Here is a 24,305-nt window from a genome sequence, read left to right on the forward strand (position 1 = left end):
TTAAGGATGAAAAACCACCGTCAGAAAATGCTGATTTATTTACTTGTTTTGACTTCAGCCGTTAGTAAAATCAATGCCCAAAACAATAATGATTCGATTGCAGTTCAGGAATCAATAAAGGATAGTATTATTAGTCCTGTAGCTCAGAAAACGAGCCTGAACTATAAAAGTCTGATCATTCCTGCCGCATTCATTACCTATGGAGTAGCAGGTTTGACAATCAAAGATCTGAGACAGCTGAACCTTTCTACCAGAACAGAAATTAACGAGCATCAGCCTACCCGGATAAAGTTTGATGATTACACCCAATATCTTCCGGGACTGATGGTATACGGGCTCAACTTTGCAGGAGTAAAGGGAAAACATAATTTAAGAGACCGTACCATTATTTATGCCTCTTCACAGCTGATCGCCGCTGCTTTTACCCTTCCTTTAAAGTATATGGTGAAAGAAGAAAGGCCGGACCGTTCAAATACAATGTCTTTTCCTTCAGGACACGCTGCCACGGCATTTTCAAATGCACAATTTATGTTCAGGGAATATAAGGATACTAATTTCTGGTTAAGCCTTTCCGGGTATCCTTTTGCCATCTTTACAGGAGTATACCGGATGTTGAATGATAAACACTGGCTGGGAGATGTGGTTGCGGGCACCGGCTTTGGAATACTTTCTACAGAGCTGGCCTATTGGTTATTTCCAAGAATTGATAACTTGCTGCGCGGAAAAAATAAAAGTAAAAATACCCTGTCCTCCACAATGGTGATGCCATTTTACCAAAATAAAACAGTAGGAATCGGCCTCGTAAAAAATTTTTAATGATAAAGTTTACTTAAAAAAATAGAATTTTTAGATCAAAAAGAAAATCGCCATTCAGCAATGAATGACGATTTTTTTATTTATAAATTTTCCTGATAAAAAGGCATCAATTGAGCCCTTGATATTAAAGAATTCACGAATATATCAAACCACTTTTGCCTTGCGAACTATCCTTGCCAATAATCCGGGGAAAAATCTTTTCAGATAAATTCCTAACACCTCCTTACCGCCAATTGCTTTTTGATTTTTACGTTTCTCGATGGCATGAAGCATTTTTTTCGCAAAAATATCTACCGGCATTCCTTTCATGGTGGCATCATCCATAGTTCCTTGCTGTGAACCATTTCCAGTAACCGCATGAATGGAAATATGGGTTTGTATAAAACCCGGGCAAATGATCGTGACAGAGATTTTATCCTGATATAATTCAGCTCTCAAAGCATCAAAAAATCCATGCAAGGCGTGCTTGGCTGCGGCATATCCACTGCGCATAGGTGCACCGAATACCCCCATAAGACTAGACACCACAGCAATTTGTCCGCCACCATTTTTAATCAAATAAGGTACAACAGCTTTCGTAAGGGCTACCGTTCCGATAAAATCTACATCCATTAAATGCTTATCAACCTCTATATCTGTTTCCATAGCCAAAGAACGTTGTGATAATCCTGCATTATTGATAAGGATATCAATTTTTCCGAACTTTTTTACGGCCTGGTCTGCGATATCAGGCATTTTTTTATAATCTACCAGATCTAGAGGGATGACGGCATACCGATTCACAGTAAGTCCGGCATTTTCGGCAATCTCATACAGCTGATTTTCTTTTCTTGATGAAAGGATGATTTTAGCATTTGTCTTTAAAGCCAGTTCTTTTACCAAAGCTTCTCCAATTCCTGATGATGCCCCGGTAACCCAGATTACTTTATTATTAAAATAGGTACTCATTACTTAATCTATCTATAAGTTGGTTTGATTTATTTTCAGTCCCGCAATATATTTTCCGGCCTTCAATCCTGAAAAGATACATCCTCCAAGAAATGTTCCTTCCAGTGCCCGGTAGCCATGCATTCCGCCGCCACCAAAGCCAGCCACTTCTCCGGCTGCATAAAGCCCTTCAATGACACTGTCATCAGCCTTTAAAACCTGTCCGTTGAGATTGGTTTTAATTCCGCCCAATGTTTTTCGGGTTAAAATATTAAGACGTACCGCAATTAAAGGCCCGTTTTCAGGAGAAAGTATCTTATGCGGGGTTGCAACACGTCCCAGTTTATCTCCAAGATAATTTCTGGTATTCCGGATATAATTGATTTGAGTGTCTTTTGAAAATTTGTTATCCAGTTCTCTGTCTCTTGCTTCGATCTGTAGCTTTATTTTTTCATAATTTAAAAGATGATTACCGGAAAGAAGATTCATTCTTTCCACAAGATCCTTAAGATTATCTGATACAATAAAATCTTTCCCATGTTCTTTAAAAGCTTCTACAGGACCGGGAGCCTTTTTACCAAAAATCCTCTTCAGAAAAAGAGCGTAGTCTCTATTGGTAATATCCGGGTTTTGTTCGGATCCTGAAAGGGCAAATTCTTTCTTAATAATCTTTTGAGTCAGGATAAACCATGAATAAGAGTATCCCGTATCTTGTATGTATTTCAAGGTTCCCAAAGTATCAAATCCGGGAAGAAAAGGGGCTGGTAGTCGTTTTCCTTTAGCATCAAACCATAAGGAAGAAGGTCCCGGAAGTATTCGGATCCCATGGTTTGGCCAGATTGGATTCCAGTTTTGTATGCCTTCAGTATAATGCCACATCCGGTCACGGTTGATAATATCGGCGCCTGCATGTTCTGCGATTCCAATCATTTTTCCATCCACATATGCAGGAACTCCGCAGACCATATTTTCGGGTGGATTTCCTAATCGTTCCGGCCAGTTTCTCCTTACCAATTCATGATTTGCTCCAATACCACCTGAAGCAATAACAATATGAGATGCCTTATATTCAAATTGAGAGATTACATTTCTGTTGGTTTCTACACCTCTTTCCTGAGTATCGTTTTCTAATAGATCGCCTTTAAGTCCTTTTACTTTACCGTTTTCTACCACAAGTTCTGTAACTCTATGCCTGAATTTCATTTGAAGCAATCCTTTTTCTTTAGCCTGATAAGCCTTTTCTACAAAAGGTTTTACCACTCCGGTTCCGGTTCCCCAACTGACGTGAAAGCGGGGTACTGAATTTCCATGACCTGTAGCCGATCCGTCACCACGTTCTGCCCAGCCCACCATGAACATCAGTTTGATTCCCAGCTTACTAATGTATTCGTATTTTTCAGCTGCAGCGAATTTCAGATAGGCTTCCGCCCATTTTCGGGGCCAGTAATCTTCTTCACGATCGAATCCTGCAGTCCCTTTCCAATCTTGCAAGGCCAGTTCATAAGAATCTTTGATCCCCATTTTTCTTTGTTGAGGGGAATTGATCAAAAAGAGTCCTCCAAATGACCAAAATGCCTGTCCTCCTATATTCTGTTCAGTTTCCTGATCCAGCAGCAGTACTTTTTTTCCTGCATTGGTTATTTCCATGGCAGCAGTTAACCCTGCCAATCCTGTTCCTACAATAATCGCATCAGGCTGGAATATTTCCCCCATTTTTATCGGATGTTTTTATTCAACAATACTTTATATAAATGTATAAAATATTTAGGGCTTGTTCTTTATCTTGTTTTATACTTTTTTTAAACTTCCGAAAAGTACACCATAGGTAAGATATTCATTTATATAACTTTGTGATAACATCAAAAAATACAAAGGTTATGAACAAGTATCAAAACATTTTCGATACCCAGAGAGAATTTTTCTTCAGCGATGGTACCAAAACGTATGAATGGCGTATGGACCAGCTAAACAGAATGGAAAAGTTTCTCATAGAAAACCAGGAAGCTTTCTGCAAGGCTCTTGAAAAAGATTTTGGAAAACCTCCTTTCGAACAGTTATTTGAGATCACAGTTCCTCTGGGTGTGATCAAATATTACAAGGAAAATCTGCAACAATTAATGACTCCTCAATCTGTTGAGATTCCCAAAGGACTTGAAGAGACAGGGAATAGTGGTATGATCTATAAAGAACCTTACGGAGTTACGCTGGTAATCGGCCCTTTCAATGCTCCGGTATTGTTATTACTTGACCCTGCCATCGCAGCCCTTGCAGCGGGCAATACCGTTATTTTAAAACCTGCGAATACCACTCCTGCGGTGGCTCAATTATTTCGGGAAACTGTTCCGCAATATTTTGAGCCGGAAGCGGTTACAGCCGTTACCGGAGGCAGAGAAGAAATCACAGAATTACTGAAGCTTCCCTTTGATTTTATTTTCTTTACAGGAAGTTCCAATGTCGGAAAAGTAGTCATGCGTGCTGCTGCAGAAAATTTAACTCCGGTTATTCTTGAATTAGGTGGCCAAAACCCTACTATTGTTGATGAAACAGCGAATCTTGACATCGCTGTAGACAGAATTGCATGGGGACACAATGCGATCTCAGGACAATGGTGCATTGCTCCCGGATATGTCTACGTGCATGAAAGCATAGCCGATGAATTTATTGAAAAACTGAAAGCTTCTATCCGGAAAATGTACGGTGAGAACCCACAGGAAAGTCCGGATCTCGCAAGAATGATCAGTGAGCATGATGCAGAACGGGTGGCTTCCTATATTATCCCTGAAAAGGTAGTTATTGGCGGACGCTTTGATGTTTCTCAGCGATATGTGGAACCTACTGTTCTTTATCCGAGTACCTGGGATGATCCGGCATTACAGCAGGAGGTTTTTGGACCTGTTTTACCGGTAATGGTATATTCGGATTTAAAAGAAATTACCAATATTATTAAACGTAAACCCAAATCTCTGGCAGCTTATATTTTTAGTAAAAATCAGAACAATATAGATTATTTCCTGAATGCGGTATCTTTTGGCGGCGGGTGTATCAATCAGACCAATTTACATTGCTGGATAGATAGCTTGCCATTCGGAGGTGTGGGGTATTCGGGTATGGGTAAATATTATGGGAAAGCCGGATTTGATGCATTAAGCAATACCAAAGCCATGCTCATTGGAAATCCCGATCTGGAACTGGATGTTTTTCCTCCGTATGCAGGAAAAGATATTGCTAAAAACCTGAGCGTATTTAGTTAAAAAACAGCAATTCCGATATCTCATCGTACGGCGCTTTTTCTATCTTTGTTAAAAAAGTAAACAAAATGAATGAAATAAATCCTTACCAGGCATTTGCTATTACAAAAGACGGCACACGACATCCTATTGAAGCTGAAACTATTATTATCCAGATGGATGAGGAAGAAATTGAGATCTCTCTGCTTCCGCCGCACCCTGTTTTCAAAGGAAAATTAACGTTGGCCACAGGATCTGCCATTCAGGGTCGTGAAGATGAAAGAGCATCGGGAACTCAACTTGTTATAGAACCCGGAGCAGCTAATGTTATTCATATTACCCCTAAAAAATTATAAATTCAATGGGAAATTGGGGGTGAGAAGTTAAAAATATTCAAATTAACTTTTTTAACGTTTAATTTTCCACCTTCAACTTTTTATCTTTGTGAAAAATAGAAGTATGAAGTATTTGTTTATCATTGCTTGTTTTGTCTGTTCCATTTTTAGTCAGGCACAGCAAAAACAAGATCCGTGGAAAGACAGTCAGCTGATGGATCCTGCATTATTGGCGTCCCGTATTGTAAAGAATAAAACAAAAGATCTGGTGATCATTTCTGTGGGACCTGAAGCCATTATTAAAGGCTCTGTGGATATCGGACCTACTCATGAACCTGAAAACCTGGAAAAATTAAGAAATTATCTTAAAAATGTTCCAAAAGACAGCGAAATTGTTATCTATTGTGGATGCTGTCCGTTTGTGAAATGTCCTAATATCCGCCCTGCTTTTGGATTATTGATGGAGATGGGCTTTAAAAATGCCAAGCTTCTGAATCTTCCTAAAAATATTAAAACAGACTGGCTAGACAAAGATTATCCTACAAATGATTAATATGAAGATTCGTTTTACCTTATTATTTTTAATAGCGTTTTCAGGATATGCTTTTTCTCAAAGCAAAATAGAAGTAGGGAAAAAGGTTCCTGAAATTACAATGTCCAAAGTGGACGGAAGTTCTTTTTCACTTTCTTCATTACAAGGGAAACTTGTACTCATCGATTTCTGGGCAACGTGGTGTGCTCCATGTGTGGAAGAGCAACCGGAGTTGAAAAAACTTTATGAAACCTATTCTCATCAGGTGAAAAATAATAGGTTTGAGATTCTTGGGGTCTCTTTAGATAAAAATAAAGAAAGCTGGCAGAAAGCTATTGAGAGATTTGGTATCAACTGGATACAGATCAGTGATCTGAAGTTTTGGAAAAGCCCTGTTGCCAAGACATATGAAGTTGATGAACTTCCTTTCAATGTTATTATTGACGGACAGGGAACTATTCTTGCCAAAAATCTTCATGGTAAAGAGCTGGAAGAGTTTTTAAAGAAAAATTTAAGTCAGAATTAAGGCTTAGCACATATTTTTGAAAAGAGCGGTAACTATTTTACTGCTCTTTTTTTATTTAAAACAGACAGGAATTAAGAGAAGAATAATCCATTGATATACATTTAATTGCTATTAATAGGCCATCTAATGTAAACACTGATTCTGATGCTTAATTTGGTTGTATGAAAAAAAACTTTTACCTCCGTTTTGCACTATCAGTGATTTTATTGATGCACAGTGTTATTTCTATTGCCAGTGGGGATGTTTCTAATTTCGGGCGTCAGTATCTGGATACGATAGGATTCAGTCCGGTAGGGCTTTATCTTGCTTGGGTGGTCAAATTGACTCATCTTATTTCGGTTCCTTTACTTTGGACGGACCGGTATATTAAAACTGTTGCGATCTGTAATATCTTTATCTTTATTTTGGGAATTTACTATATTCACTGGGGAAACGGCTGGTTTGTAGTAGGAGGCGGAACGAATGGAATTGAATTTAATATCCTGCTTATTTTTTCTTTTCTCAATCTTATATTTCCTGAAATTCAACTGAAAAAGAAAGTATAATTTAATACCTCAATACCACCGTTAAGAAACGGTCGTTGATAGATCAGTATCACAATTTGGTAGACTTTATATTTTATATTGGATTGAATCGGATTACTTTGTACTTTTAAATAAAAACTGATTTGAAACCTATCGGAACATCTAAACTCCGGATCCATCTGCTCTTTTGGATATTGTATTATATTCTGGAGGTTTATCTTGACTTTTATTGGTCTCGGTATCAGTTTCCTGATTTTTCATGGCAACTAAGGCTTCAGAATACCCTTATGCTGGAGCTGGGCTATCTTTTGATTAAAGTTCCGCTTGCGTATTCCCTGCTGTACGTGTATGAAAACCCGGCTATAAAAAGATTTTCCAAGTATTTTCTTGGCCTTCTCATCATTGTACTGGCGGTGCTTGTCCATCGATTTTTCACTCATTTTATCATGTATCCCTATATTTATGGAGTTACGGAAACATTGGATGGTAAGGAGCTTTCAGGGTATATCAATGGATTGGTCGCCTTCAATTCCTTTATGGATCTTATTTTCATGGTAGGTCTGGTTTTTGGGGTCGAAATTACGCGGCAGAAAAACGTTTTGAAAGAACAGATTTCACAATTAAAATCAGAAAAGCTGGATCAGGAGCTGACAATGCTTAAAGCGCAAATTAATCCTCATTTTTTGTTTAATACTCTTAATAACATTTACGGGATGGCTCTCAAAAAAGCAGATGAAACCCCGGAAGTGATTCTTCAGCTTTCAAAAGTAATGCGATACAACATCTATGAGGCAGCGGAAAAAAGTATATCTGTCAGGAAAGATTTGGAAAACATCAGGGATTTTATACAAATTCAGAAAATTCGCTATCGTCATCTTAGTATGAATTTTACAGAAGATCTGGATAATCCTTCTCAGGAAATTTCGCCTCTTATACTCATTCAATTTGTTGAAAATGCTTTCAAACATGGGGTATCCGAAAGTCTGGGAGAAGCATTTATCACAATTAAAATCGTTTTGAAAAACGGAATTCTTACCTATTTTATAGAAAATTCCAAGGAAGAAATGCTTCACAAGCATTCCACCAAAATAGGATTAAAAAATATCCGAAGACAGCTTGAGCTTCTTTATCCTAAACATTCTCTGATTGTTGAAGATAAAAGTGACCGATATATTGTACAACTAATCATAGATTTCAATGATACATTCAGAGCCTAAAAAATACAACTGCATTGTTGTAGAAGACGAACCCATCGCGGCCGAAATTCTTGAAAATTTCATTTCCCGTGATCCTGCATTGAATCTGGTAGGGAAATCTACCAATGCAGTGCATGCCAGTAATCTTTTAAGTATTCATGATGTGGATCTGATATTTCTGGATCTTCATCTTCCGGTGGTAAAAGGCTTTGATTTTTTAAGAAAATTAAAAAATCCACCATTTGTTATTGTTACAACCGCCTATCATCAATATGCAGTGGAAGGATTTGAATTGGATATCACAGATTATCTTATGAAACCTATTCCTTATGATAGATTTGCAACAGCTATCGCAAAGTTTAAGTATTTGATGGAAGCAGAAGATGCCCTCTTGGAAGTGGCTGAGCGCGATTATATTTTCATAAGCAGCGGCAAAAAACAAATTAAAATCATTTTGCAGGACATCTATTATATTGAAAGTTTAAGAGAATATATTCATATTCATACAAAATCAGAAACTTTAACCTTTAAAACGCCCATCAGCAAAATAGAGGAGAGCCTAAGCTCTGCAATGTTTACCCGTATTCATAAGTCGTATATCGTTTCGCAATCAAAAATTGAGGTTAAATCGGCCAATATGATTCAGGTTAATGGGAAAAAGCTTCCTGTAGGCAGAACTTACAAGCCTTTTATCGAACTTTGATCATCCTGTTCAATCAATCATTTTTTTTCAAAGATCTTATTCTAATACGTTGGTAGACTTCAGTTTTATGTTGGTAGCTGTGATTTCCAAATTTGTATCTATTTGCTCAAATTTGATGTCAGAAATAAGTATTTAGGATAATGATAATAGAATGTGGTTCGTTTATTATTCAATGTTGAATAAGACGTTGGCTTAATGATCTGTAATGATCTTAAGCCATTTTTTGTTTTTATATACTTAAAGTCAGAGGTGGCAAAAACATAATATCACTATATTGCTATCTTAATTAATCAACTTTCGATGCTAACAGATATTATTGCTCACGACCTCAGTGTCCTTTTTTGCGGAATTAATCCCGGGCTGAAATCTTCAGATGACGGTCATCATTTTTCAGGACGAAGTAATCGTTTTTGGAGGGTTTTGCATCAATCCGGCTTTACGTCGTATGAGATTCAGGCCATTCATGATACTACAATTTTAGAATTCGGATATGGCTTGACAACTGCTGTTGCAAGAGCTACCTCAAGAGCCGATGAACTTTCAAAAGAAGAATTTGATAATGCTTTTGAAGCCTTTAGCCTCAAAATAACAGAATTTAAACCTAAATATATCGCCTTTCTGGGTAAGGCAGCCTACAAAGCTTTTTCTAAAAAGAAAGAGATTCAATGGGGAGAACAGCCTGACGATTTCTGCGGTGCCCGCGTTTGGGTATTACCAAATACAAGTGGTTTAAACCGGGGATTTTCCCTTGATGATCTTGTCACCTTTTACAGCGAATTTTATCGGGTTATAAAAGAATAGTTGAAAAATTATACCTTATTAGGTTTGCTTACATATTTATTTCCTTTCACAAAAAAACGCCATGGTAAAAGGGCATCTTCCTTTGCATACTCAACACCGATACGCGTTGTTTTTACAATTTCTTCCTGCAAGTATTCAATTCCATGATCTTCAATCCAAATTTCATTTCCCAGCAGATCTTTTTTGTTAAAAGATTTATCAATTCCTAAAGCTTTTGCCAAAGATCCCGGACCGGAGGAAATAGCAGCTTTAGAGGCGGGCATATTCCTGCGGTGTTCCATCATTTCTTTTCCTATCAATGGCTCAATAGCTCTGATCAGAACGGCATGAGGTTCATCTTCTACAGAAGTTACAACATTGAAAAGATGATGAATTCCATAGCATAAATACACATAAGAAATACCGCCATGATTGTACAATGGTTCAGTTCGGTCAGTACGTCTGCCTCCATAGGCATGCGAAGCTTTATCCTGAATTCCAAAATAAGCTTCTGTTTCTACAATAATTCCGGCCGTTACTTCATGATCAATCGCTGTAAAAAGAATCTTTCCCAAAAGATCCTGAGCCAGGAAAAGGACGTCTTGATTGGAATAATAGGAGAGTGGTAATTTCAAGGAATTGATTTTTAGTAATTCTTCACTCAAAAATAACGATATTTTCTTTTAAAAATAAGATAATTAAGGGTTGAAGTTAAATAGATACCACAAAAAGTCAATTTTCATTAATTAGTGATTAATTTGGCACATCCATTGTTGCATTATTTCCAACATCATTTTACACCACTATATAAAAATATAGGTTTTGACACTTTTATTCCCCGGAGAAATCCGGGGATTTTTATGTTTGAATATTTAGATTGATCCGTTGAAAAAAATCTATTCAAATTTTACCTCTTCATTTCTATCTATCAAAATTTCAATAGAACTGTTTTTTAAAAGCTCACTTGGCAATACAAGTACTGAGTTATTATTATTGTAATGTAAAAAGGTTCCTGGGTTCGCTAAACAATTTTTTAAATCCATATGAAATTTGCTTGCAGAATCTCCTGTTAGAGAAAATTCTATTTCTTTTCCAGAGTTTGTAATCTTAATTTTCATGATAATTATTTTTAGTTTTATTTTAAAAGATATTTTATGTAAAAATTACGAAATTTTTATTTTACAATCCACAGGATTATTGACCCGAACAATGACATCACCTTTGTCATTAACTTGCCTTGGAGCATATATAGCCTGATAAACACCATCCGTTTGAATAGAAATTGTTATAGTTGGTTTATCAAAACCATGTTTTCTCTTAGGTATCATAATGTATAAGCCTTTATCATCTGTCTTCCATTCATCTTTTTTAAATATTCTTTCGTAGTAAGTGGGCATAAATAGAGATAATATAGAACCACCAGTGCCAAGCAACAAACCGATAAGAGAAATCTTTGAAGCGAGGCTATTCTTATCATAGGCAAACAAAGTAACAATGAGGCCACAAGATAAAAGGCCAATTGAAAAATATAAAATAAGCTTTCTTTTCATGAACATAGTTTTCTCAAATATAGCATTTATTGTCATCTATTTAAAGAAAAACAAAAAAGTCCCACGCAACGTGAGACTTTTTCGATTTTATTTTCCTCCTGGAGGACAATGTTCTTTTAAATATTTGGTAAATAATGTAGCCAGATGAAGAGATGTTCCTTCTCCTTCGTCGATAGCGTGAGTCCTATTAGGATAAGACATCAACTGGAATTGCTTGTTGTACTTCACCAGTTCATTAATGTAGACTTCAGTATTCTGATAGTGTACATTATCATCTCCCGTTCCGTGTACCAATAAAAGATTCCCTTTTAGATTTTTGGCATATGCCAGTGGAGAGCCGTTTACAAAATCTTCCCTGTTTTCCTGGGGAAGTCCCATATATCTTTCCTGATAGATGTTATCATAGAATAGCTGATTGGCTACAGGAGCAATGGCAATTCCTGTCTGATAAATTTCCGGATATTGTCCCAGTAGATTCAAGGTTGAAGAGCCACCGCCGCTCCATCCCCATACTGCCACTCTGGAAGTATCTGCATAGGGCCATTTTGCAAATACGGCTTTAGCACCCATTGCCTGATCACGGATATTAAGCTGTCCGATTTTACGGTAAACAGACTTTCTCCATTCACGGCCTCGTGGAGCCGGCGTTCCCCTGTTTTCCAGAGAAACATATAAATAGCCGTCTTCAGCCATATCTCCGATATATAATTCATTCCAGCCGGTATAAAAATTGTCGGTTACCGTTTGCATTCCCGGTTCTCCGTATACCATGAAAACAACAGGATATTTTTTATCAGGATTAAAATTCTTAGGCTTTACCACCCATCCATCCAGCGTTACATCATCCTGAGTGGTAATCTGGAAAAATTCTGCTTTGGATTTTGTAGGATCGGCCTTTGTGGAACTTACGGGCGGAACCAATTCCTTATGATTAGGAAGTGAGATCACTGCTCCTGATGAACGTGAATTGACATTCGTATTATTTACCATTGCCAACTTCCCATTGGGTGAAATGGTATATTTATTAGTTCCGGGATAAGATTCCGGGGTGATTCTTTCGGCTTTTCCTCCATTAAGACTCACTTTGTACAGGTATTTCTGAGTAGCATTTTTAGGGGAGGCAGAGAAATAGATAAGCTTGTTGGGAATATCAAAAAAGTCAGGTTTTATAACATCGAAAGCATCCTTTGTAATCAGCGTTTCTTTTCCGTTTAAACCTATTTTATAAATGTGTCTCCAACCGTCTTTTTCAGATAGCCACAAAAATTCTTTCCCGTTATCAATCCAGTCCCATCCACTCGGATCACCACTATTCCAGCTCGATTTTATATCAATCCAGGCAGGATCTGCTTCCGTATAAATTGTTTTCGCTGCTCCTGAACCCGCATCTGCTATGATAATTTTACTTTGGTTTTGTTTCCTGTTCAGCTGTTGCAGGATGATTGATTTTGAATCCAATACCCATTCCATTCTTGGAATATAATGTTGTATTTCATCACCTTCAACAGCAGCTTTTTTTGAAGATTTAGCCAATACATCGTAGATCCAGATGGTGCAACCTGATGGATTTTCTCCAACTTTTGGATATTCTACAGGAATGGTAAACGAATACAAACTATCTGTATTATTAATCATCAGAAAATTTTTGGTATTTCGGGCATCCAGTTTCCAGTAGGCAATTTTGCTTCCGTCCGGAGACCATCTGAAGCCATCCTGAGCTCCGAATTCTTCTTCATACGCCCAGTCGAAGGTTCCGTTAATCATTCCGTCAGTTCCGTCATTGGTAATTTTACCGAACTGATGGTTTGAAAGATCTTCGATATAGATATTATGCTTAGATACATAGGCTACTTTTTTTCCGTCCGGAGAAAACTTGGCAAACATCAATGAAGCTGCAGGTAGACCTTTTCCAAGCTGAGTAAGTTTTTTAGTATTCCGGTCAAAAATCCAGTAGTCTCCACGGGTATTATCACGCCAAACCTTTTGGGTATTGGCAAAAAGCAATAAGTTTTTTTCATCAGGAGATACCTGAAAACTCTGTACTTTTAAAGGTTCTGACGATCCGGAGGGAATCAATTCGTTATTATTTAAAAACGTCTGATTTTTATCGGGATTTAATAAATTGACTGTTTCAATGCCCTTTTTGGTAAAGGAATAATAAGCATTACCATCAGGTGTCCATTGCATTTTTTGTGCTGCCAGTGGCGATAAACACAGAAAATATAACGCAATATTGATGAATTTTTTGATACGTTTCATATGGATATTTGATTAAGATAAGTGTTCTGATCTGTAGTTTTCAATTTCTTCAACGGTTTTAATCAATCCATTTCCTAAAAGTCTGTATCCGTCATTCGTAATCAGAAAATTATCTTCTATACGTACCCCACCGAAATTCCTGTATTCATTCACTTTATCATAATTAATAAAATCAGCATTTTTATTTTCAGCCTGCCATATATCGATAAGTTCAGGAATTATGTAAATACCGGGTTCTACCGTCAAAACAAATCCAGGTTCTAAAGCTCTTCCCAGACGCAAAGACTTTAGTCCGAAAGTTTGAGTATCCTTTGGTTCTTCTTCAGTATAACCCACATATTGCTCTCCAAGATCCTCCATATCATGAACATCCAGCCCCATCATATGTCCCAGCCCGCATTGAAAAAATAGGGTATGGGCATGGTTTTTCACGGCTTCCTCTGGGTTGCCTTTCATCAATCCCAGATCAATAAGGCCTTCAACCAGATATTGAGAAGCTTTCAAGTGAATATCTTTGAATCGGATGCCCGGCTTCAGAAGTTGCTGTGCGTTATTAAAAGCATTCAGTACAATTTCATACATTTCTTTTTGCTTTGTAGAAAAAGTATTATCAACAGGGAAAGTTCGGGTTAGATCTCCGGCATATCCCATCGCCGTTTCAGCTCCTGAATCATTGAGGAAAAGATCGCCGCTTTGTAAGGTATTGAGGCGATAATGATTATGAAGAATACCTCCGTTGATGGTTACAATAGGAGGGTAAGACATCTGGCATTCTTTATTTGCTGCAAGGTATTGAATAGCGTTTGCGATTTCATATTCTTTAATACCCGGTTTTGCAGTACGCATAGCCAGTAGATGCATTTCATTAGAAACATTCACAGCGTTTTCTATTTGTACTATTTCCTGTGCTTCTTTCACGGAACGCTGCTTTACAATCGCTTTGATCATTTCAACAGACGGTTGTAATTCCGAGATTTTAATTCCAAGCAAATCACTCAGTATAATTTTATTGGAAGACTGGTACGGTGGGAGATAATGCACCTTTCTGCCAGAAGACTGCACTTTCTGAATATAGTTGAAAAGTTGTGAATAAGGCAAAGTATCCTGTACGCCGGCTTTAAAACTTTTCTCCTTTAGAGTTTCCTGTCTGCCCATCCATACAATATCATCAATACTTAATTCATCTCCGAAAACAATCGTCTTATTTTCATCAATATCGATAATAGCAGCAATTTTAGGCTCCTGAATTCCAAAATAATATAAGTAGGTACTATCCTGGCGAAAATAATACGCATTATCTTCAAAGTTCACGGGATTTTCAATATTTCCCAAAAACAGTAAGATTCCATGATCTACACTGCCTTTTAAGATTTCTCTTCTCTCTTGGTACGTTTGTGCTGAAAACATATATTATGAATACTTTTTTAATTAAAGGTTTAAAGTTACGATTTTGTACTATTTACACCGCTTTGTTCATTAAAATAAATAATAAGTAAAGGTTGGATTTAAATATGATATTCAGTGTTCATATTTTGCTTAAATTCGGCAATATTTTAACATACCAAATTATTATCTCCATAAAATACTAATCCCATGAAGAGTCTTCAATTTTCTGTACCTGCTGACACCAACAAAAGTATCCGCATACAGGAAGATATTATGCCAAATTTCTATCCTTACTTCCATCGTCACACGGAAACTCAGATTATGTGGATTCTTAAAGGACATGGAACACTGGCTATAGAACAGAATCTTTTCAATTTTGAAGCAGGAGATATTTTCTATCTGGGAGCCAATCAGTCTCATGTTTTTAAAGGAGCTTTTAATGAAAACGAAAAACAAAAGGTTCATGCCATTTCTATATTCTTTGATCCTGATAAAAAAATAGCAGCATTTTTTGATCTTCCTGAATTTGAAGAGCTTAAAAATTTCATCGAGCACTCAAAAGTAGGTTTTCAGGTGGCAGCAAAATTAAAATCAAATATAGCAGAAAGTATGGCTGCCCTACAAAAAACACAGGGCATAGAACAGATTATAGACTTTATAAAGATTTTAAATCACCTGATGCAGAACAGGCATTTACATATTCCTTTATCCTCAGAAAAGAACCTGCCTAATCATATTTCGGATAATGACCAGCGGATTATAGATGCTCAGAATTATATTAAGAAAAATTTCACCCAGCAGAAACTCACCCTTGATCTGATTGCGAAAGAAGCTTGTATGACTCCACAGGCATTTTGCAGATCTTTTAAAAAACATACCAGAATTACCTATATTCAATATCTTAATGAATTACGAGTGCAGAGAGCCTGTAGATTATTAACCTCCAGCAGTATGTACAACATTTCTTCCGTTGCTTTTAACAGCGGATTCACTAGTCTTACCAACTTCAACCGGGTATTTAAATCCATCATGAAATACCCTCCAAAAGAATATCTGAAGCATTATAAAGAGGCTACTACAGACCACGAATAATCACATGTTAAAATACGGTTAGAATACATTAAAATATTAACATTTAGCGTTTTAAAATTCACCTAGTTTTGAATAAATATTATTTGATATGAGTACAAAACTAAGCTGGGAAGGGATTTATCCTGCTGTATTAACTCCTTTTACAAAAGAAGGAAAAATTGATTTTGAAATGTTTGCAGTCAATACAGAAGCCCAGATTAAAGCCGGAGTTCATGGAATTATCCTTGCCGGAACATTAGGAGAAGCCAGTGTCTTGGAAACCGAAGAAAAGTTTGAACTTCTCCAATATGCAAAAAAAATTACAGCGGGAAGAATTCCTGTTATTCTTAACCTTTCTGAAAATACAACCAAAAATGCAGTAGGCTTTGCCCAAAAAGCAAAAGAACTGGGAGCGGATGGATTAATGCTTCTCCCTCCAATGCGTTATAAAGCAGACAGCTGTGAAGTGGTAGAATATTTCAAAGCGGTTGCCACAGCTACAGATCTTCCTATCCTTATCTATAACAATCCTGTTGATTACGGAATTTATGTCACCCTGGAAATGTTTGATGAACTTATTGAATATCCGACTATTCAAGCTGTTAAAGAATCTACAAGAGATCTGGCCAACGTAACCAGAATGATTAACCGTTTTGGAAAAAGGATTAAAATTCTGGGTGGAGTAGATACGATTTGCCTGGAAACACTGATGCTTGGAGCAGATGGATTGGTAGCAGGACTTGTAGATGCTTTCCCTAACGAAACAATGGCCATGTATAACTATGCAAAAGCAGGCGAGTATGGCAAAGCCTTGGAGATCTACCGATGGTTTATGCCTTTGTTAGAACTTGATATTAATCCTAAACTCATTCAGTATATCAAACTTGCTGCAACTGCGGAAGGAATCAGTAATCCTTATGTAAGAGCTCCACGTTTAGAATTACAAGGTGAAGAAGCTTCAAGAATTAAAAGGATTATTGAAGAGGGCAGAGCTAAACGTCCGGCATTAGATTAATCCAAGAAATAAGGCTATGATTGAAGAAACTTCAAAAAAAACTATGGATCACAAAATACAGCTTGCTGTTGAAGCGTACCAGTTTTTGAAAAATACGACTATCAAAGAAAGAGCAGAATTCATGAATGCTGTTGCCGATCACATCGAAGCGTTAGGTGAAGAACTTTTGACAACAGCGCATGCTGAAACTTCATTACCTCTGGCAAGACTTACCGGTGAAAAAGCCAGAACAATAGGCCAATGGAGAAGTTATGCAAAAGCAGTAGCGTCCGGAATATACACAGAATCCCGGATTGATCTCGCTCAACCTGAGAAACAAAAAGGAGATCTGAGAAAATACAATATCGGCATAGGGCCTGTGCTTGTATTCGGAGCCAGTAATTTTCCATTTGCATTTTCTACAGCCGGAGGTGATACGGCGAGCGCTATTGGAGCAGGTTGCCCAGTGATTGTGAAGGCTCATCCTGCACATCCAAAAACTTCTCAAATTATGGCTGATGCAATAACAGCTACTGTAGAAAGATCCGGGTGGCCGGAAGGGATTTTCAGCCATATTACCGGAACATCCCATGAAATCGGTTCTTATTTAACCCAACATAAAGATATCCATGCTGTAGCATTTACAGGATCATTCAATGGAGGGAAGGCCTTATTTGATATTGCTAACCGCCGTGAAAATCCTATTCCTGTATTTGCAGAAATGGGAAGCATCAATCCTGTATTCGCTTTTGAACAGTTATTGGAAGATAAGGCGGAAAATCTGGCTAAAGAGTATGCCTCTTCATTAACCTTAGGAGTCGGACAGTTCTGTACCAATCCAGGTGTATTTATTGCTCTGAAGGGAAATCACCTTAACCGGTTTATTACTGCATTAAAAAAGGAAATTACGGAAATTGTTCCTGTCAATATGCTTCACAAAGGCATTTTCGACAACTTTGAAAAGCTGAAAGGTATTGCTTCTGAACAATCAGAAGTAGAGATCATAGCAGAAGTAAACACGAAAATTAATGAATGGCAGGGACGGGCGGTTGTTGCACAAACCACCGGGCAGAATTTTATTCAAAATCCGATATTAAGTGAAGAAATTTTCGGGCCGTTTGGAATTATTGTAGCCTGTGAAACGTCTGAAGAATTACTACAGATTGCCCATCAGTTAAAAGGGCAGTTAACCATAACAGTGGCAGGTACAGCACAAGATGTACGTGAAAATCTTAATCTGATCAACCTTCTGAAAGATAAATGTGGCAGACTATTATTCAACGGAATGCCTACTGGAGTAGAAGTGGTGTATGCCATGCAGCACGGAGGGCCTTTCCCGTCTACAACAGATACCCGTTTTACCTCTGTAGGACCGGATGCTGTTAAGCGATTTGTTCGCCCAATTTCTTTTCAGAATTGGCCGGATGAGTTTTTGCCGGAAGAACTTAAGGATGAAAACCCTTTGCAAATAAGTAGAATAGTGGATGGAGAGGTGAATTCAGGATCATTAAAATTAGAAACCGTATGAACAGAACATTTTTTTGTATAGACTCCCATACCTGTGGCTGTCCGGTACGCCTTGTTGCAGGCGGTGGACCTATTTTAAAAGGAAATTCGATGATGGAACGCAGGCTCCATTTTATGAAAGAATATGACTGGATCCGAAAAGGACTCATGTTTGAACCCCGTGGGCATGATATGATGAGTGGAAGTATTTTATATCCTCCCGTTGATGATCAGAATGATATCGGAGTATTATATATTGAAACCAGCGGATGTCTTCCCATGTGCGGACACGGGACAATCGGTACGGTAACGATAGCGATAGAAGAAGGTTTGGTAATTCCGAAAATTCCTGGAAAATTACGTCTTGAAACACCGGCCGGACTTATTCTTATAGATTATATACAGGAAGGGAAAAAAGTACAGTCTGTGAAACTAACCAATGTGAAGTCTTTTTTATACGCTGAAAACCTCGAAGTTGAATGTCCGGATCTGGGGTTAATAAGTGCTGATGTTGCCTATGGAGGAAATTTTTATGCCATTATTGATCCTCAGGAAAACTTCAGAGACATTGCTGATTTTACGGCCAGTCAGCTTATTCATTATGGGAAGATCATCAGGAAATTACTTAATGAAAAATATCAATTCATCCATCCTGAAAATGAACATATTTCCGGATTGAGTCACATCCAATGGACCGGTAAACCTTCCGATCCTAAAGCCAGTGGGAGGAATGCTGTTTTAGTGGGTGAAAATGCTTTAGACCGATCACCATGCGGTACCGGAACTTCTGCAAGAATGGCTCAATGGTATGCTAAGGGAAAACTGAAAGAAGGAGAAGAATTTATCCATGAAAGCTATATCGGGTCTCAGTTTATCGGAAGAATTGAAGGAACGGCTACGGTTGCCGGAAAATCAGCCATTATTCCGTCGGTCGAAGGCTGGGCAAGAATTACCGGTTATAATCAGATTATTATTGATGATGAAGATCCTTATTGGCAAGGATTTCAGGTAATGTAAAGCTGGTAACAAATATGACACAAAATAAAGGCAAAGCACTGATTATCGGTGCAGGAATAGCAGGACTAAGTTCAGCATATTATCTTTTACAAAAAGGATGGCAGGTAGAAATCCTGGAGCAAAATGATCTTACCAATAATTGTTCTTACGGCAATGCAGGAATGATCGTGCCCAGTCATTTTACCCCATTGGCAGCACCCGGAGTAGTTGCCCAGGGCATCCGATGGATGTTTGACAGCAAAAGTCCGTTTTATGTTAAGCCTTCGCTCAACGCCAAACTTATATCATGGGGAATGAATTTTTTAAAACATTCCAACCAAAGACATGTGGATCTCTCAGCATCCGCAATCAGAGATCTTAATATGGCCAGCAGTGCACTTTATGATGAAATTGCTAAAAAAGATGAGTTTGATTTTGAACTTAACCAGAATGGTATTCTGATGCTCTATAAAACAGAAAAAGTAGCCGAAGAAGAAATAGAGCTTGCCCATAAAGCAATTCATATGGGATTACCGGTTGATATTCTGGATAAAAAGGGAATTCAGGAACTGGAACCCAATGCTCAACTGGATGTCATCGGAGGAATCAATTACAAATGTGATGGCCACATGAATCCGGTAAAGCTGATGAAGCAAATGATCTCTTATCTTAAAAACAATGGGGCAATTTTCCATACACAGCATAAAGTAACAGGATATGAAATTAGAGGAAACACCATAAATGCGATCATAGCGAATGATAAAAAGTTTACAGCAGACCGTTTCGTCATGACCGGAGGATCATTTTTGCCGGAACTTGCCCAAAAAGCAGGGATTAAAATTCAATTGATGCCAGGGAAAGGTTATTCTTTTATGCATACTCCTGAAAACCCAGTCCATACATTGGAACATGCCGCATTGTTATTGGAGGCAAGAGTAGCGGTAACCCCCATGAATGGACAAATCCGTTTTGGAGGAACCATGGAGCTGGCTTCCCATAAGGATAAAATTAATATGAAAAGGGTAGAGGGAATCGTACAATCTATCCCAAAATATTTACCAAATTTTCAGGTTATATTACCCAAAGAATCGGAAATCTGGTTTGGATACAGACCTTGCGCTCCGGATGGACTTCCATATCTGGGACAATCTTCCCAATTAAAAAACTTGATCATCGCAGGCGGTGGCGGAATGATGGGACTAAGCCTCGGTCCCATTTTCGGGAAAACAGTTTCTGAACTTGCCAATGACCAAAAGCCAATGGTTGAGATAAAGATATTCAACCCTGAAAGATTTAATTAGAAAACATCACATAACACACAAAATTATTATTTATGAAAACAGTAGCTCTTGCAATACATTCTATTATGAAGATTGCATTTTTTAACGGGTTCTTATTTTGCTATTCCTATGAAAGCAAAGAATCAGAACCATTGGAGATGGTAAAGTTGTTGACAAAAACATAGAAAAAATTGACTATTCAAATAATTTATTAACAAACAAATCCAAAAATCATGAAAAAATTTAAATTACTACTACTTGTTTCCCTATTTCCAATAATAGGTTTTGCTCAGGAAAATAGACCTCATGAGTGTAAAGCAGATGAAATGATGAAAAAACATTTTGAACTGCACCCTGAATCTAAGGCTGAATATGAAAATTTTGAAAAATTCACCAAAGATTTTGTAAAAAAAATGGAATCAAACAAAACTCCATTGAATAACAAGGTCAACGCCCCCACCTATATTATCCCTGTGGTTTTCCATGTGTATGGAGAAGCTCAGAGTAATGTAAAAGTAAATTACCAAAAAGTAGTTGACTTGCTGCAACAAATCAACTTAAATTTCAATGGAACTAATACCGATTCAAACACTATAGATCCTTACTTCCAGCCGATTAGGAGTACATTAAGTATTGAATTCCGATTAGCTAAAATTGACCCAACCGGAAAAGCAACAAGCGGAGTGGTATTTCACCCTTTCAAAAGTGGATATGGCAACGGAGGCGGATATGATGCACAAATTGGCGCAGATGCATGGGATAATACAAAGTATATGAATGTGTATATACAAAATGATCTATATGCCAATAAAGATTTATATCAATCAGGAGTTGCCTGGTATCCGGATTCATACATGTCTTCAGTAAATACAGCCAGAGTAGTTTATAATGGCCGTTATATATATGATGCTGCAGGAACTGTTGCTTCAAACGAGTTTTCTGATACATTCACTCACGAATTTGGGCATTGGTTAAATCTTCAACACACGTTCAATGTTCTTTGTTCAACCGCAAATCCTGGTAATGATGGTGACGGAGTTGCTGACACCCCTGTAGAAAATAATTCTTCCGGATTAGGATGTACAGCTGGAAACAATTGTCTTGGACAAAAAGTGAACGTTGAAAACTATATGGGATACAACGGTTCCGCTGGTTGTTATAAAATGTTTACCAATGGACAAGTTAACAGAATGCTAGCAGCATTAAACCATCCTTCGAGAATGAATTTATGGCAGCCCGCAAACTTAGTTGCAACCGGTGTTGCCAATACTCCGCCCAGATTAACTCTTAGCAACAGTACCTTTACAGAGAACTTAAACAATAATGGAGCCGTGTCATTAGATGGAACTGTAGCATCTGTTCCTACATCAACCATTACCCTAAACGGAGCAACATTTGCCGTATCGAATGGAACAACTCTTATTGCAGGAACACATTTCACTTCTTCATTACCAGCAGGACAAACAGCAACTATAGCAGTTACAAGCCCTACTACTGCTACACTTACCATAAATGGTGCGGCAACCAGTCATCCTAAAAGTCAGATCCTGAATTCATCAATTACGTTCCTAAATCCAGCTATAACAGGAGGTGCAACGTCATTAGGATCCACAACAGCTTTAGCATTAACTTTTTCTTACAAAGATCCCTATAAAATAGTTACAGGAACTCCTTTGGAAAGTTATGCCAATCCAACACCAACAACCGTAACAACTAACTCCGGGGCAACTTGGAAATATTTTATCATTAATCCGGAGCTTAGTGATGATGCAGGGTATGGTGCTTGGTACTATGGAGCAAATCAATTAAAATTGGAAACCTATTGGAAAGGATTAGTATGTGGGGCAGGGACAAGAAATATTAGTTTAATTCCGTCTTGCACCACTATAAGTAATGCAAATATTATAGGTTATCCAACGGGTACTCCCGGACAACTTGACGTGTATACCCCTACTTACACTACCTGGTCTGGTAAAACAGCTTATGTTGGTTTTAGAAACCAATTCGAAGGCTACAATATTAACGGCTATTTCAAACTGAATGTTGGGGCCAATGGTTCAGGTTATTCTGTAACTGAGTTTGCATATAATACACAACCAAATGGCAGTATTACAACACCTTGTGCATTACCATTATCATCATTATCCACTTCAGACGTTGATACAACAAACTCAGAAACATCCATCTATCCGAATCCAGTTTCTGATATATTGAATATTAAAACAGAAGGGAAAATTAAATCAATTTCTGTTTACGACATGTCTGGAAGAAAAATGAATGCCAAAGTTATGGGTGATAGGGTTGATGTTAAACACTTCCTAAGCGGAACTTATTTAATTGATATTGAAACTTCTTTAGGGAAATCTTCCCAAAAATTCATTAAAAAATAGGATCAAACGCTATATCGATACAATATGATCGTTAGTAATAGGTTTTATTTTAACTGCTTGTATTTTTGAGATGATACAGGTTTAAGATGGGCTCATTGAGCTCATCTTTCTTTTTTCTATACCACAATCTATTAAGCGCAAGCAAAGAGCAATATTCAGGTGGAGGTAATTATCCTGATCATCAACCTCCTGATTATTATTTCAAAGCCGTTACGGCTTGGTTTAAAACTTTTTAAATGTTCTTTGTTAGATAAATAGTATTCTAAAAGTGGAAATGATGAGGTGGATTTCAATGGTGAGTAAAGATTGTACTTATGATGTAAGTCCAATTTTTTATGATAAATAGCAGTCTGGTTATAGTTTATTTACGTACTTTTATTTAATCATTTCATACATTACTACACAATATCTTATGTATTATAAAAACGATACAATCATCATCCGCGAATTCACACCACAGGAATTTTACTTATTCTCAGAGCTTTTTGAAAATGAAAACGTTACCCGTTATCTTCCTTATAAAACTCCCGAAGAATATAAAGAAATGTATGATAAAGCATTGGCAGACTATCATGAAGGACCATTCAGCAGATGGGCAATATTTGATGTTCAGAACAATGATTTTGTTGGAATGTGCCTGGCAAGAATTTTCCTTGATAATCCGGATCAGTTGGAAATAGGCTATACCTTATCAGAAAGCTATTGGGGAAAAGGCCTTGGAACTCAGGTGTGCAAAGCTCTTGTTGAGTATTGCTTTTCTTTAAACCAACAAAAAGACATTGTTGCCCTTACCGATCTGGATAATATCGGATCTCAGAAAGTCCTTACAAAAACAGGTTTCAGAAGAATAGATAATCTGATTAGAGAAGATAGGGAGCTAGCTTACTTTGTTTTATAATTGTATGAAAATCTGATATATGTCAAACTTATTTTTAATTTTCTAAAAACCACAAACGTTATAGGTTTCAAAAACCTATAACGTTTAGAAAATACGCTCATCCAAACGAGAAAAACATTGTAATACTATGAAAATCGGAGATTTTCAAAACTTAAGTATTTAAAAGCTTTTGTTTTTAATAATATTTTCAAACCATTAAGAAAAATGAAGTGATTAAGAGTAGTTAAGGGAAAATCAAAGATTTTTTAAAGCGCAATATTGTAAGCGAAGCTTTTCTTAATTATTCTTATATCCTTAAATCTTAATGGTGTAATTTTTACATCCTATGAAAATTAGAGATTTTCAAGCTTAAGTGAACTTGTCCGCGGTTTTCTGATAACTTAAATCAACTTATGTGTTAAAAAAACAA

The 24,305-nt window shown here is 37.3% G+C and carries 24 protein-coding genes and 1 pseudogene; 17 read left to right on the forward strand and 8 right to left on the reverse strand.

Features of this window, described 5'->3' with window-relative positions:
* Positions 1–6: 6 nt before the first annotated feature.
* The gene (locus tag EG342_RS17860) at positions 7–816 is read left to right on the forward strand and encodes a phosphatase PAP2 family protein (RefSeq protein ID WP_103292453.1); all 810 of its coding nucleotides are present in this window, start codon (positions 7–9) and stop codon (positions 814–816) included.
* A gap of 144 nt (positions 817–960) precedes the next feature.
* On the opposite strand, the gene EG342_RS17865 is transcribed toward EG342_RS17860, so the two are convergent.
* Positions 961–1,764 carry an SDR family oxidoreductase gene (locus EG342_RS17865; protein ID WP_103292452.1) on the reverse strand — a complete coding sequence of 268 codons (804 nt, stop codon included), beginning with the start codon at positions 1,762–1,764 and terminating at the stop codon, positions 961–963.
* A gap of 12 nt (positions 1,765–1,776) precedes the next feature.
* Complete coding sequence (locus EG342_RS17870) at positions 1,777–3,456, reverse strand: FAD-binding dehydrogenase (protein WP_103292451.1); 1,680 nt, start codon at positions 3,454–3,456, stop codon at positions 1,777–1,779.
* Between the two features lie 164 nt (positions 3,457–3,620).
* On the opposite strand from EG342_RS17870, the gene EG342_RS17875 reads away from it, so the two are divergent.
* From EG342_RS17875 to mug, 8 genes are all read left to right on the forward strand, one after another.
* A complete protein-coding gene (locus EG342_RS17875) occupies positions 3,621–4,994 on the forward strand; it encodes an aldehyde dehydrogenase family protein (RefSeq protein ID WP_103292450.1) in 1,374 nt (457 codons plus the stop codon).
* 65 nt (positions 4,995–5,059) lie between these two features.
* Positions 5,060–5,326, forward strand: a complete 267-nt coding sequence (locus EG342_RS17880; RefSeq protein WP_103292449.1) for a hypothetical protein — start codon at positions 5,060–5,062, stop codon at positions 5,324–5,326.
* Between the two features lie 103 nt (positions 5,327–5,429).
* Positions 5,430–5,858 (forward strand): rhodanese-like domain-containing protein, encoded by a 429-nt coding sequence (locus EG342_RS17885; protein ID WP_103292448.1) that lies wholly within the window; start codon positions 5,430–5,432, stop codon positions 5,856–5,858.
* Position 5,859: 1 nt separating this feature from the next.
* A complete protein-coding gene (locus EG342_RS17890) occupies positions 5,860–6,363 on the forward strand; it encodes a TlpA family protein disulfide reductase (RefSeq protein ID WP_246008653.1) in 504 nt (167 codons plus the stop codon).
* Positions 6,364–6,524: 161 nt separating this feature from the next.
* Entirely contained in the window at positions 6,525–6,908 is a 384-nt protein-coding gene (locus EG342_RS17895; RefSeq protein WP_103292446.1) for a DoxX family protein, read from the forward strand.
* 122 nt (positions 6,909–7,030) lie between these two features.
* A complete protein-coding gene (locus tag EG342_RS17900) occupies positions 7,031–8,104 on the forward strand; it encodes a sensor histidine kinase (protein WP_103292445.1) in 1,074 nt (357 codons plus the stop codon).
* Complete coding sequence (locus tag EG342_RS17905) at positions 8,085–8,786, forward strand: LytR/AlgR family response regulator transcription factor (protein WP_185126906.1); 702 nt, start codon at positions 8,085–8,087, stop codon at positions 8,784–8,786. The genes EG342_RS17900 and EG342_RS17905 overlap by 20 nt, the downstream gene beginning before the upstream one ends.
* Before the next feature lie 300 nt (positions 8,787–9,086).
* A complete protein-coding gene (gene mug, locus EG342_RS17910; protein ID WP_103292444.1) occupies positions 9,087–9,587 on the forward strand; it encodes a G/U mismatch-specific DNA glycosylase in 501 nt (166 codons plus the stop codon).
* An 8-nt stretch (positions 9,588–9,595) separates the two neighbouring features.
* Here mug and EG342_RS17915 read toward each other — a convergent pair whose 3' ends face one another.
* From EG342_RS17915 to EG342_RS17935, 6 genes and pseudogenes are all read right to left on the reverse strand, one after another.
* On the reverse strand, positions 9,596–10,201 hold the full coding sequence (locus tag EG342_RS17915; protein ID WP_103292667.1) for a DNA-3-methyladenine glycosylase: 606 nt from the start codon (positions 10,199–10,201) through the stop codon (positions 9,596–9,598).
* A 261-nt stretch (positions 10,202–10,462) separates the two neighbouring features.
* On the reverse strand, positions 10,463–10,684 hold the full coding sequence (locus EG342_RS17920; RefSeq protein ID WP_103292443.1) for a hypothetical protein: 222 nt from the start codon (positions 10,682–10,684) through the stop codon (positions 10,463–10,465).
* 45 nt (positions 10,685–10,729) lie between these two features.
* The gene (locus tag EG342_RS17925) at positions 10,730–11,116 is read right to left on the reverse strand and encodes a hypothetical protein (RefSeq protein ID WP_123868131.1); all 387 of its coding nucleotides are present in this window, start codon (positions 11,114–11,116) and stop codon (positions 10,730–10,732) included.
* Between the two features lie 87 nt (positions 11,117–11,203).
* Complete coding sequence (locus tag EG342_RS25735) at positions 11,204–11,866, reverse strand: alpha/beta hydrolase family protein (protein WP_394338018.1); 663 nt, start codon at positions 11,864–11,866, stop codon at positions 11,204–11,206.
* 231 nt (positions 11,867–12,097) lie between these two features.
* Positions 12,098–13,375 (reverse strand): annotated as a pseudogene (locus EG342_RS25740) (DPP IV N-terminal domain-containing protein); the annotation flags it as partial.
* Between the two features lie 12 nt (positions 13,376–13,387).
* The gene (locus EG342_RS17935; protein WP_103292440.1) at positions 13,388–14,782 is read right to left on the reverse strand and encodes an aminopeptidase P family protein; all 1,395 of its coding nucleotides are present in this window, start codon (positions 14,780–14,782) and stop codon (positions 13,388–13,390) included.
* A gap of 186 nt (positions 14,783–14,968) precedes the next feature.
* On the opposite strand from EG342_RS17935, the gene EG342_RS17940 reads away from it, so the two are divergent.
* From EG342_RS17940 to EG342_RS17970, 8 genes are all read left to right on the forward strand, one after another.
* Positions 14,969–15,853 carry an AraC family transcriptional regulator gene (locus tag EG342_RS17940; protein ID WP_103292439.1) on the forward strand — a complete coding sequence of 295 codons (885 nt, stop codon included), beginning with the start codon at positions 14,969–14,971 and terminating at the stop codon, positions 15,851–15,853.
* 88 nt (positions 15,854–15,941) lie between these two features.
* Positions 15,942–16,847, forward strand: coding sequence for a dihydrodipicolinate synthase family protein (locus EG342_RS17945; RefSeq protein WP_103292438.1), 906 nt, complete (start codon positions 15,942–15,944; stop codon positions 16,845–16,847).
* A gap of 16 nt (positions 16,848–16,863) precedes the next feature.
* On the forward strand, positions 16,864–18,354 hold the full coding sequence (locus EG342_RS17950; RefSeq protein WP_103292437.1) for an aldehyde dehydrogenase (NADP(+)): 1,491 nt from the start codon (positions 16,864–16,866) through the stop codon (positions 18,352–18,354).
* Positions 18,351–19,349, forward strand: a complete 999-nt coding sequence (locus tag EG342_RS17955) for a 4-hydroxyproline epimerase (RefSeq protein ID WP_103292436.1) — start codon at positions 18,351–18,353, stop codon at positions 19,347–19,349. The genes EG342_RS17950 and EG342_RS17955 overlap by 4 nt, the downstream gene beginning before the upstream one ends.
* Before the next feature lie 14 nt (positions 19,350–19,363).
* Complete coding sequence (locus EG342_RS17960; protein WP_103292666.1) at positions 19,364–20,629, forward strand: NAD(P)/FAD-dependent oxidoreductase; 1,266 nt, start codon at positions 19,364–19,366, stop codon at positions 20,627–20,629.
* Between the two features lie 32 nt (positions 20,630–20,661).
* A complete protein-coding gene (locus EG342_RS25645; protein WP_260232371.1) occupies positions 20,662–20,793 on the forward strand; it encodes a hypothetical protein in 132 nt (43 codons plus the stop codon).
* A gap of 48 nt (positions 20,794–20,841) precedes the next feature.
* Entirely contained in the window at positions 20,842–22,998 is a 2,157-nt protein-coding gene (locus tag EG342_RS17965; RefSeq protein WP_103292435.1) for a M43 family zinc metalloprotease, read from the forward strand.
* A gap of 412 nt (positions 22,999–23,410) precedes the next feature.
* Entirely contained in the window at positions 23,411–23,896 is a 486-nt protein-coding gene (locus tag EG342_RS17970) for a GNAT family N-acetyltransferase (protein ID WP_103292434.1), read from the forward strand.
* The last annotated feature ends 409 nt before the right edge of the window (positions 23,897–24,305 follow it).

Source organism: Chryseobacterium lactis, assembly GCF_003815875.1.
Lineage (GTDB): Bacteria > Bacteroidota > Bacteroidia > Flavobacteriales > Weeksellaceae > Chryseobacterium > Chryseobacterium lactis.

Excerpts from the sequence above, each read along its gene's own strand:
- EG342_RS17920 (WP_103292443.1), bottom strand. The coding sequence starts at position 10,684 with ATGAAAATTAAGATTACAAACTCTGGAAAAGAAATAGAATTTTCTCTA.
- EG342_RS17965 (WP_103292435.1), top strand. The coding sequence starts at position 20,842 with ATGAAAAAATTTAAATTACTACTACTTGTTTCCCTATTTCCAATAATA.
- EG342_RS17970 (WP_103292434.1), top strand. The coding sequence starts at position 23,411 with ATGTATTATAAAAACGATACAATCATCATCCGCGAATTCACACCACAG.
- EG342_RS17890 (WP_246008653.1), top strand. The coding sequence starts at position 5,860 with ATGAAGATTCGTTTTACCTTATTATTTTTAATAGCGTTTTCAGGATAT.
- EG342_RS17955 (WP_103292436.1), top strand. The coding sequence starts at position 18,351 with ATGAACAGAACATTTTTTTGTATAGACTCCCATACCTGTGGCTGTCCG.
- EG342_RS17865 (WP_103292452.1), bottom strand. The coding sequence starts at position 1,764 with ATGAGTACCTATTTTAATAATAAAGTAATCTGGGTTACCGGGGCATCA.
- EG342_RS17860 (WP_103292453.1), top strand. The coding sequence starts at position 7 with ATGAAAAACCACCGTCAGAAAATGCTGATTTATTTACTTGTTTTGACT.
- EG342_RS17945 (WP_103292438.1), top strand. The coding sequence starts at position 15,942 with ATGAGTACAAAACTAAGCTGGGAAGGGATTTATCCTGCTGTATTAACT.
- EG342_RS17960 (WP_103292666.1), top strand. The coding sequence starts at position 19,364 with ATGACACAAAATAAAGGCAAAGCACTGATTATCGGTGCAGGAATAGCA.
- EG342_RS17935 (WP_103292440.1), bottom strand. The coding sequence starts at position 14,782 with ATGTTTTCAGCACAAACGTACCAAGAGAGAAGAGAAATCTTAAAAGGC.
- EG342_RS17870 (WP_103292451.1), bottom strand. The coding sequence starts at position 3,456 with ATGGGGGAAATATTCCAGCCTGATGCGATTATTGTAGGAACAGGATTG.
- EG342_RS25645 (WP_260232371.1), top strand. The coding sequence starts at position 20,662 with ATGAAAACAGTAGCTCTTGCAATACATTCTATTATGAAGATTGCATTT.
- EG342_RS17895 (WP_103292446.1), top strand. The coding sequence starts at position 6,525 with ATGAAAAAAAACTTTTACCTCCGTTTTGCACTATCAGTGATTTTATTG.
- EG342_RS17950 (WP_103292437.1), top strand. The coding sequence starts at position 16,864 with ATGATTGAAGAAACTTCAAAAAAAACTATGGATCACAAAATACAGCTT.
- EG342_RS17940 (WP_103292439.1), top strand. The coding sequence starts at position 14,969 with ATGAAGAGTCTTCAATTTTCTGTACCTGCTGACACCAACAAAAGTATC.
- EG342_RS17925 (WP_123868131.1), bottom strand. The coding sequence starts at position 11,116 with ATGAAAAGAAAGCTTATTTTATATTTTTCAATTGGCCTTTTATCTTGT.
- EG342_RS25735 (WP_394338018.1), bottom strand. The coding sequence starts at position 11,866 with ATGCAAACGGTAACCGACAATTTTTATACCGGCTGGAATGAATTATAT.
- EG342_RS17875 (WP_103292450.1), top strand. The coding sequence starts at position 3,621 with ATGAACAAGTATCAAAACATTTTCGATACCCAGAGAGAATTTTTCTTC.
- mug (WP_103292444.1), top strand. The coding sequence starts at position 9,087 with ATGCTAACAGATATTATTGCTCACGACCTCAGTGTCCTTTTTTGCGGA.
- EG342_RS17905 (WP_185126906.1), top strand. The coding sequence starts at position 8,085 with ATGATACATTCAGAGCCTAAAAAATACAACTGCATTGTTGTAGAAGAC.
- EG342_RS17885 (WP_103292448.1), top strand. The coding sequence starts at position 5,430 with ATGAAGTATTTGTTTATCATTGCTTGTTTTGTCTGTTCCATTTTTAGT.
- EG342_RS17880 (WP_103292449.1), top strand. The coding sequence starts at position 5,060 with ATGAATGAAATAAATCCTTACCAGGCATTTGCTATTACAAAAGACGGC.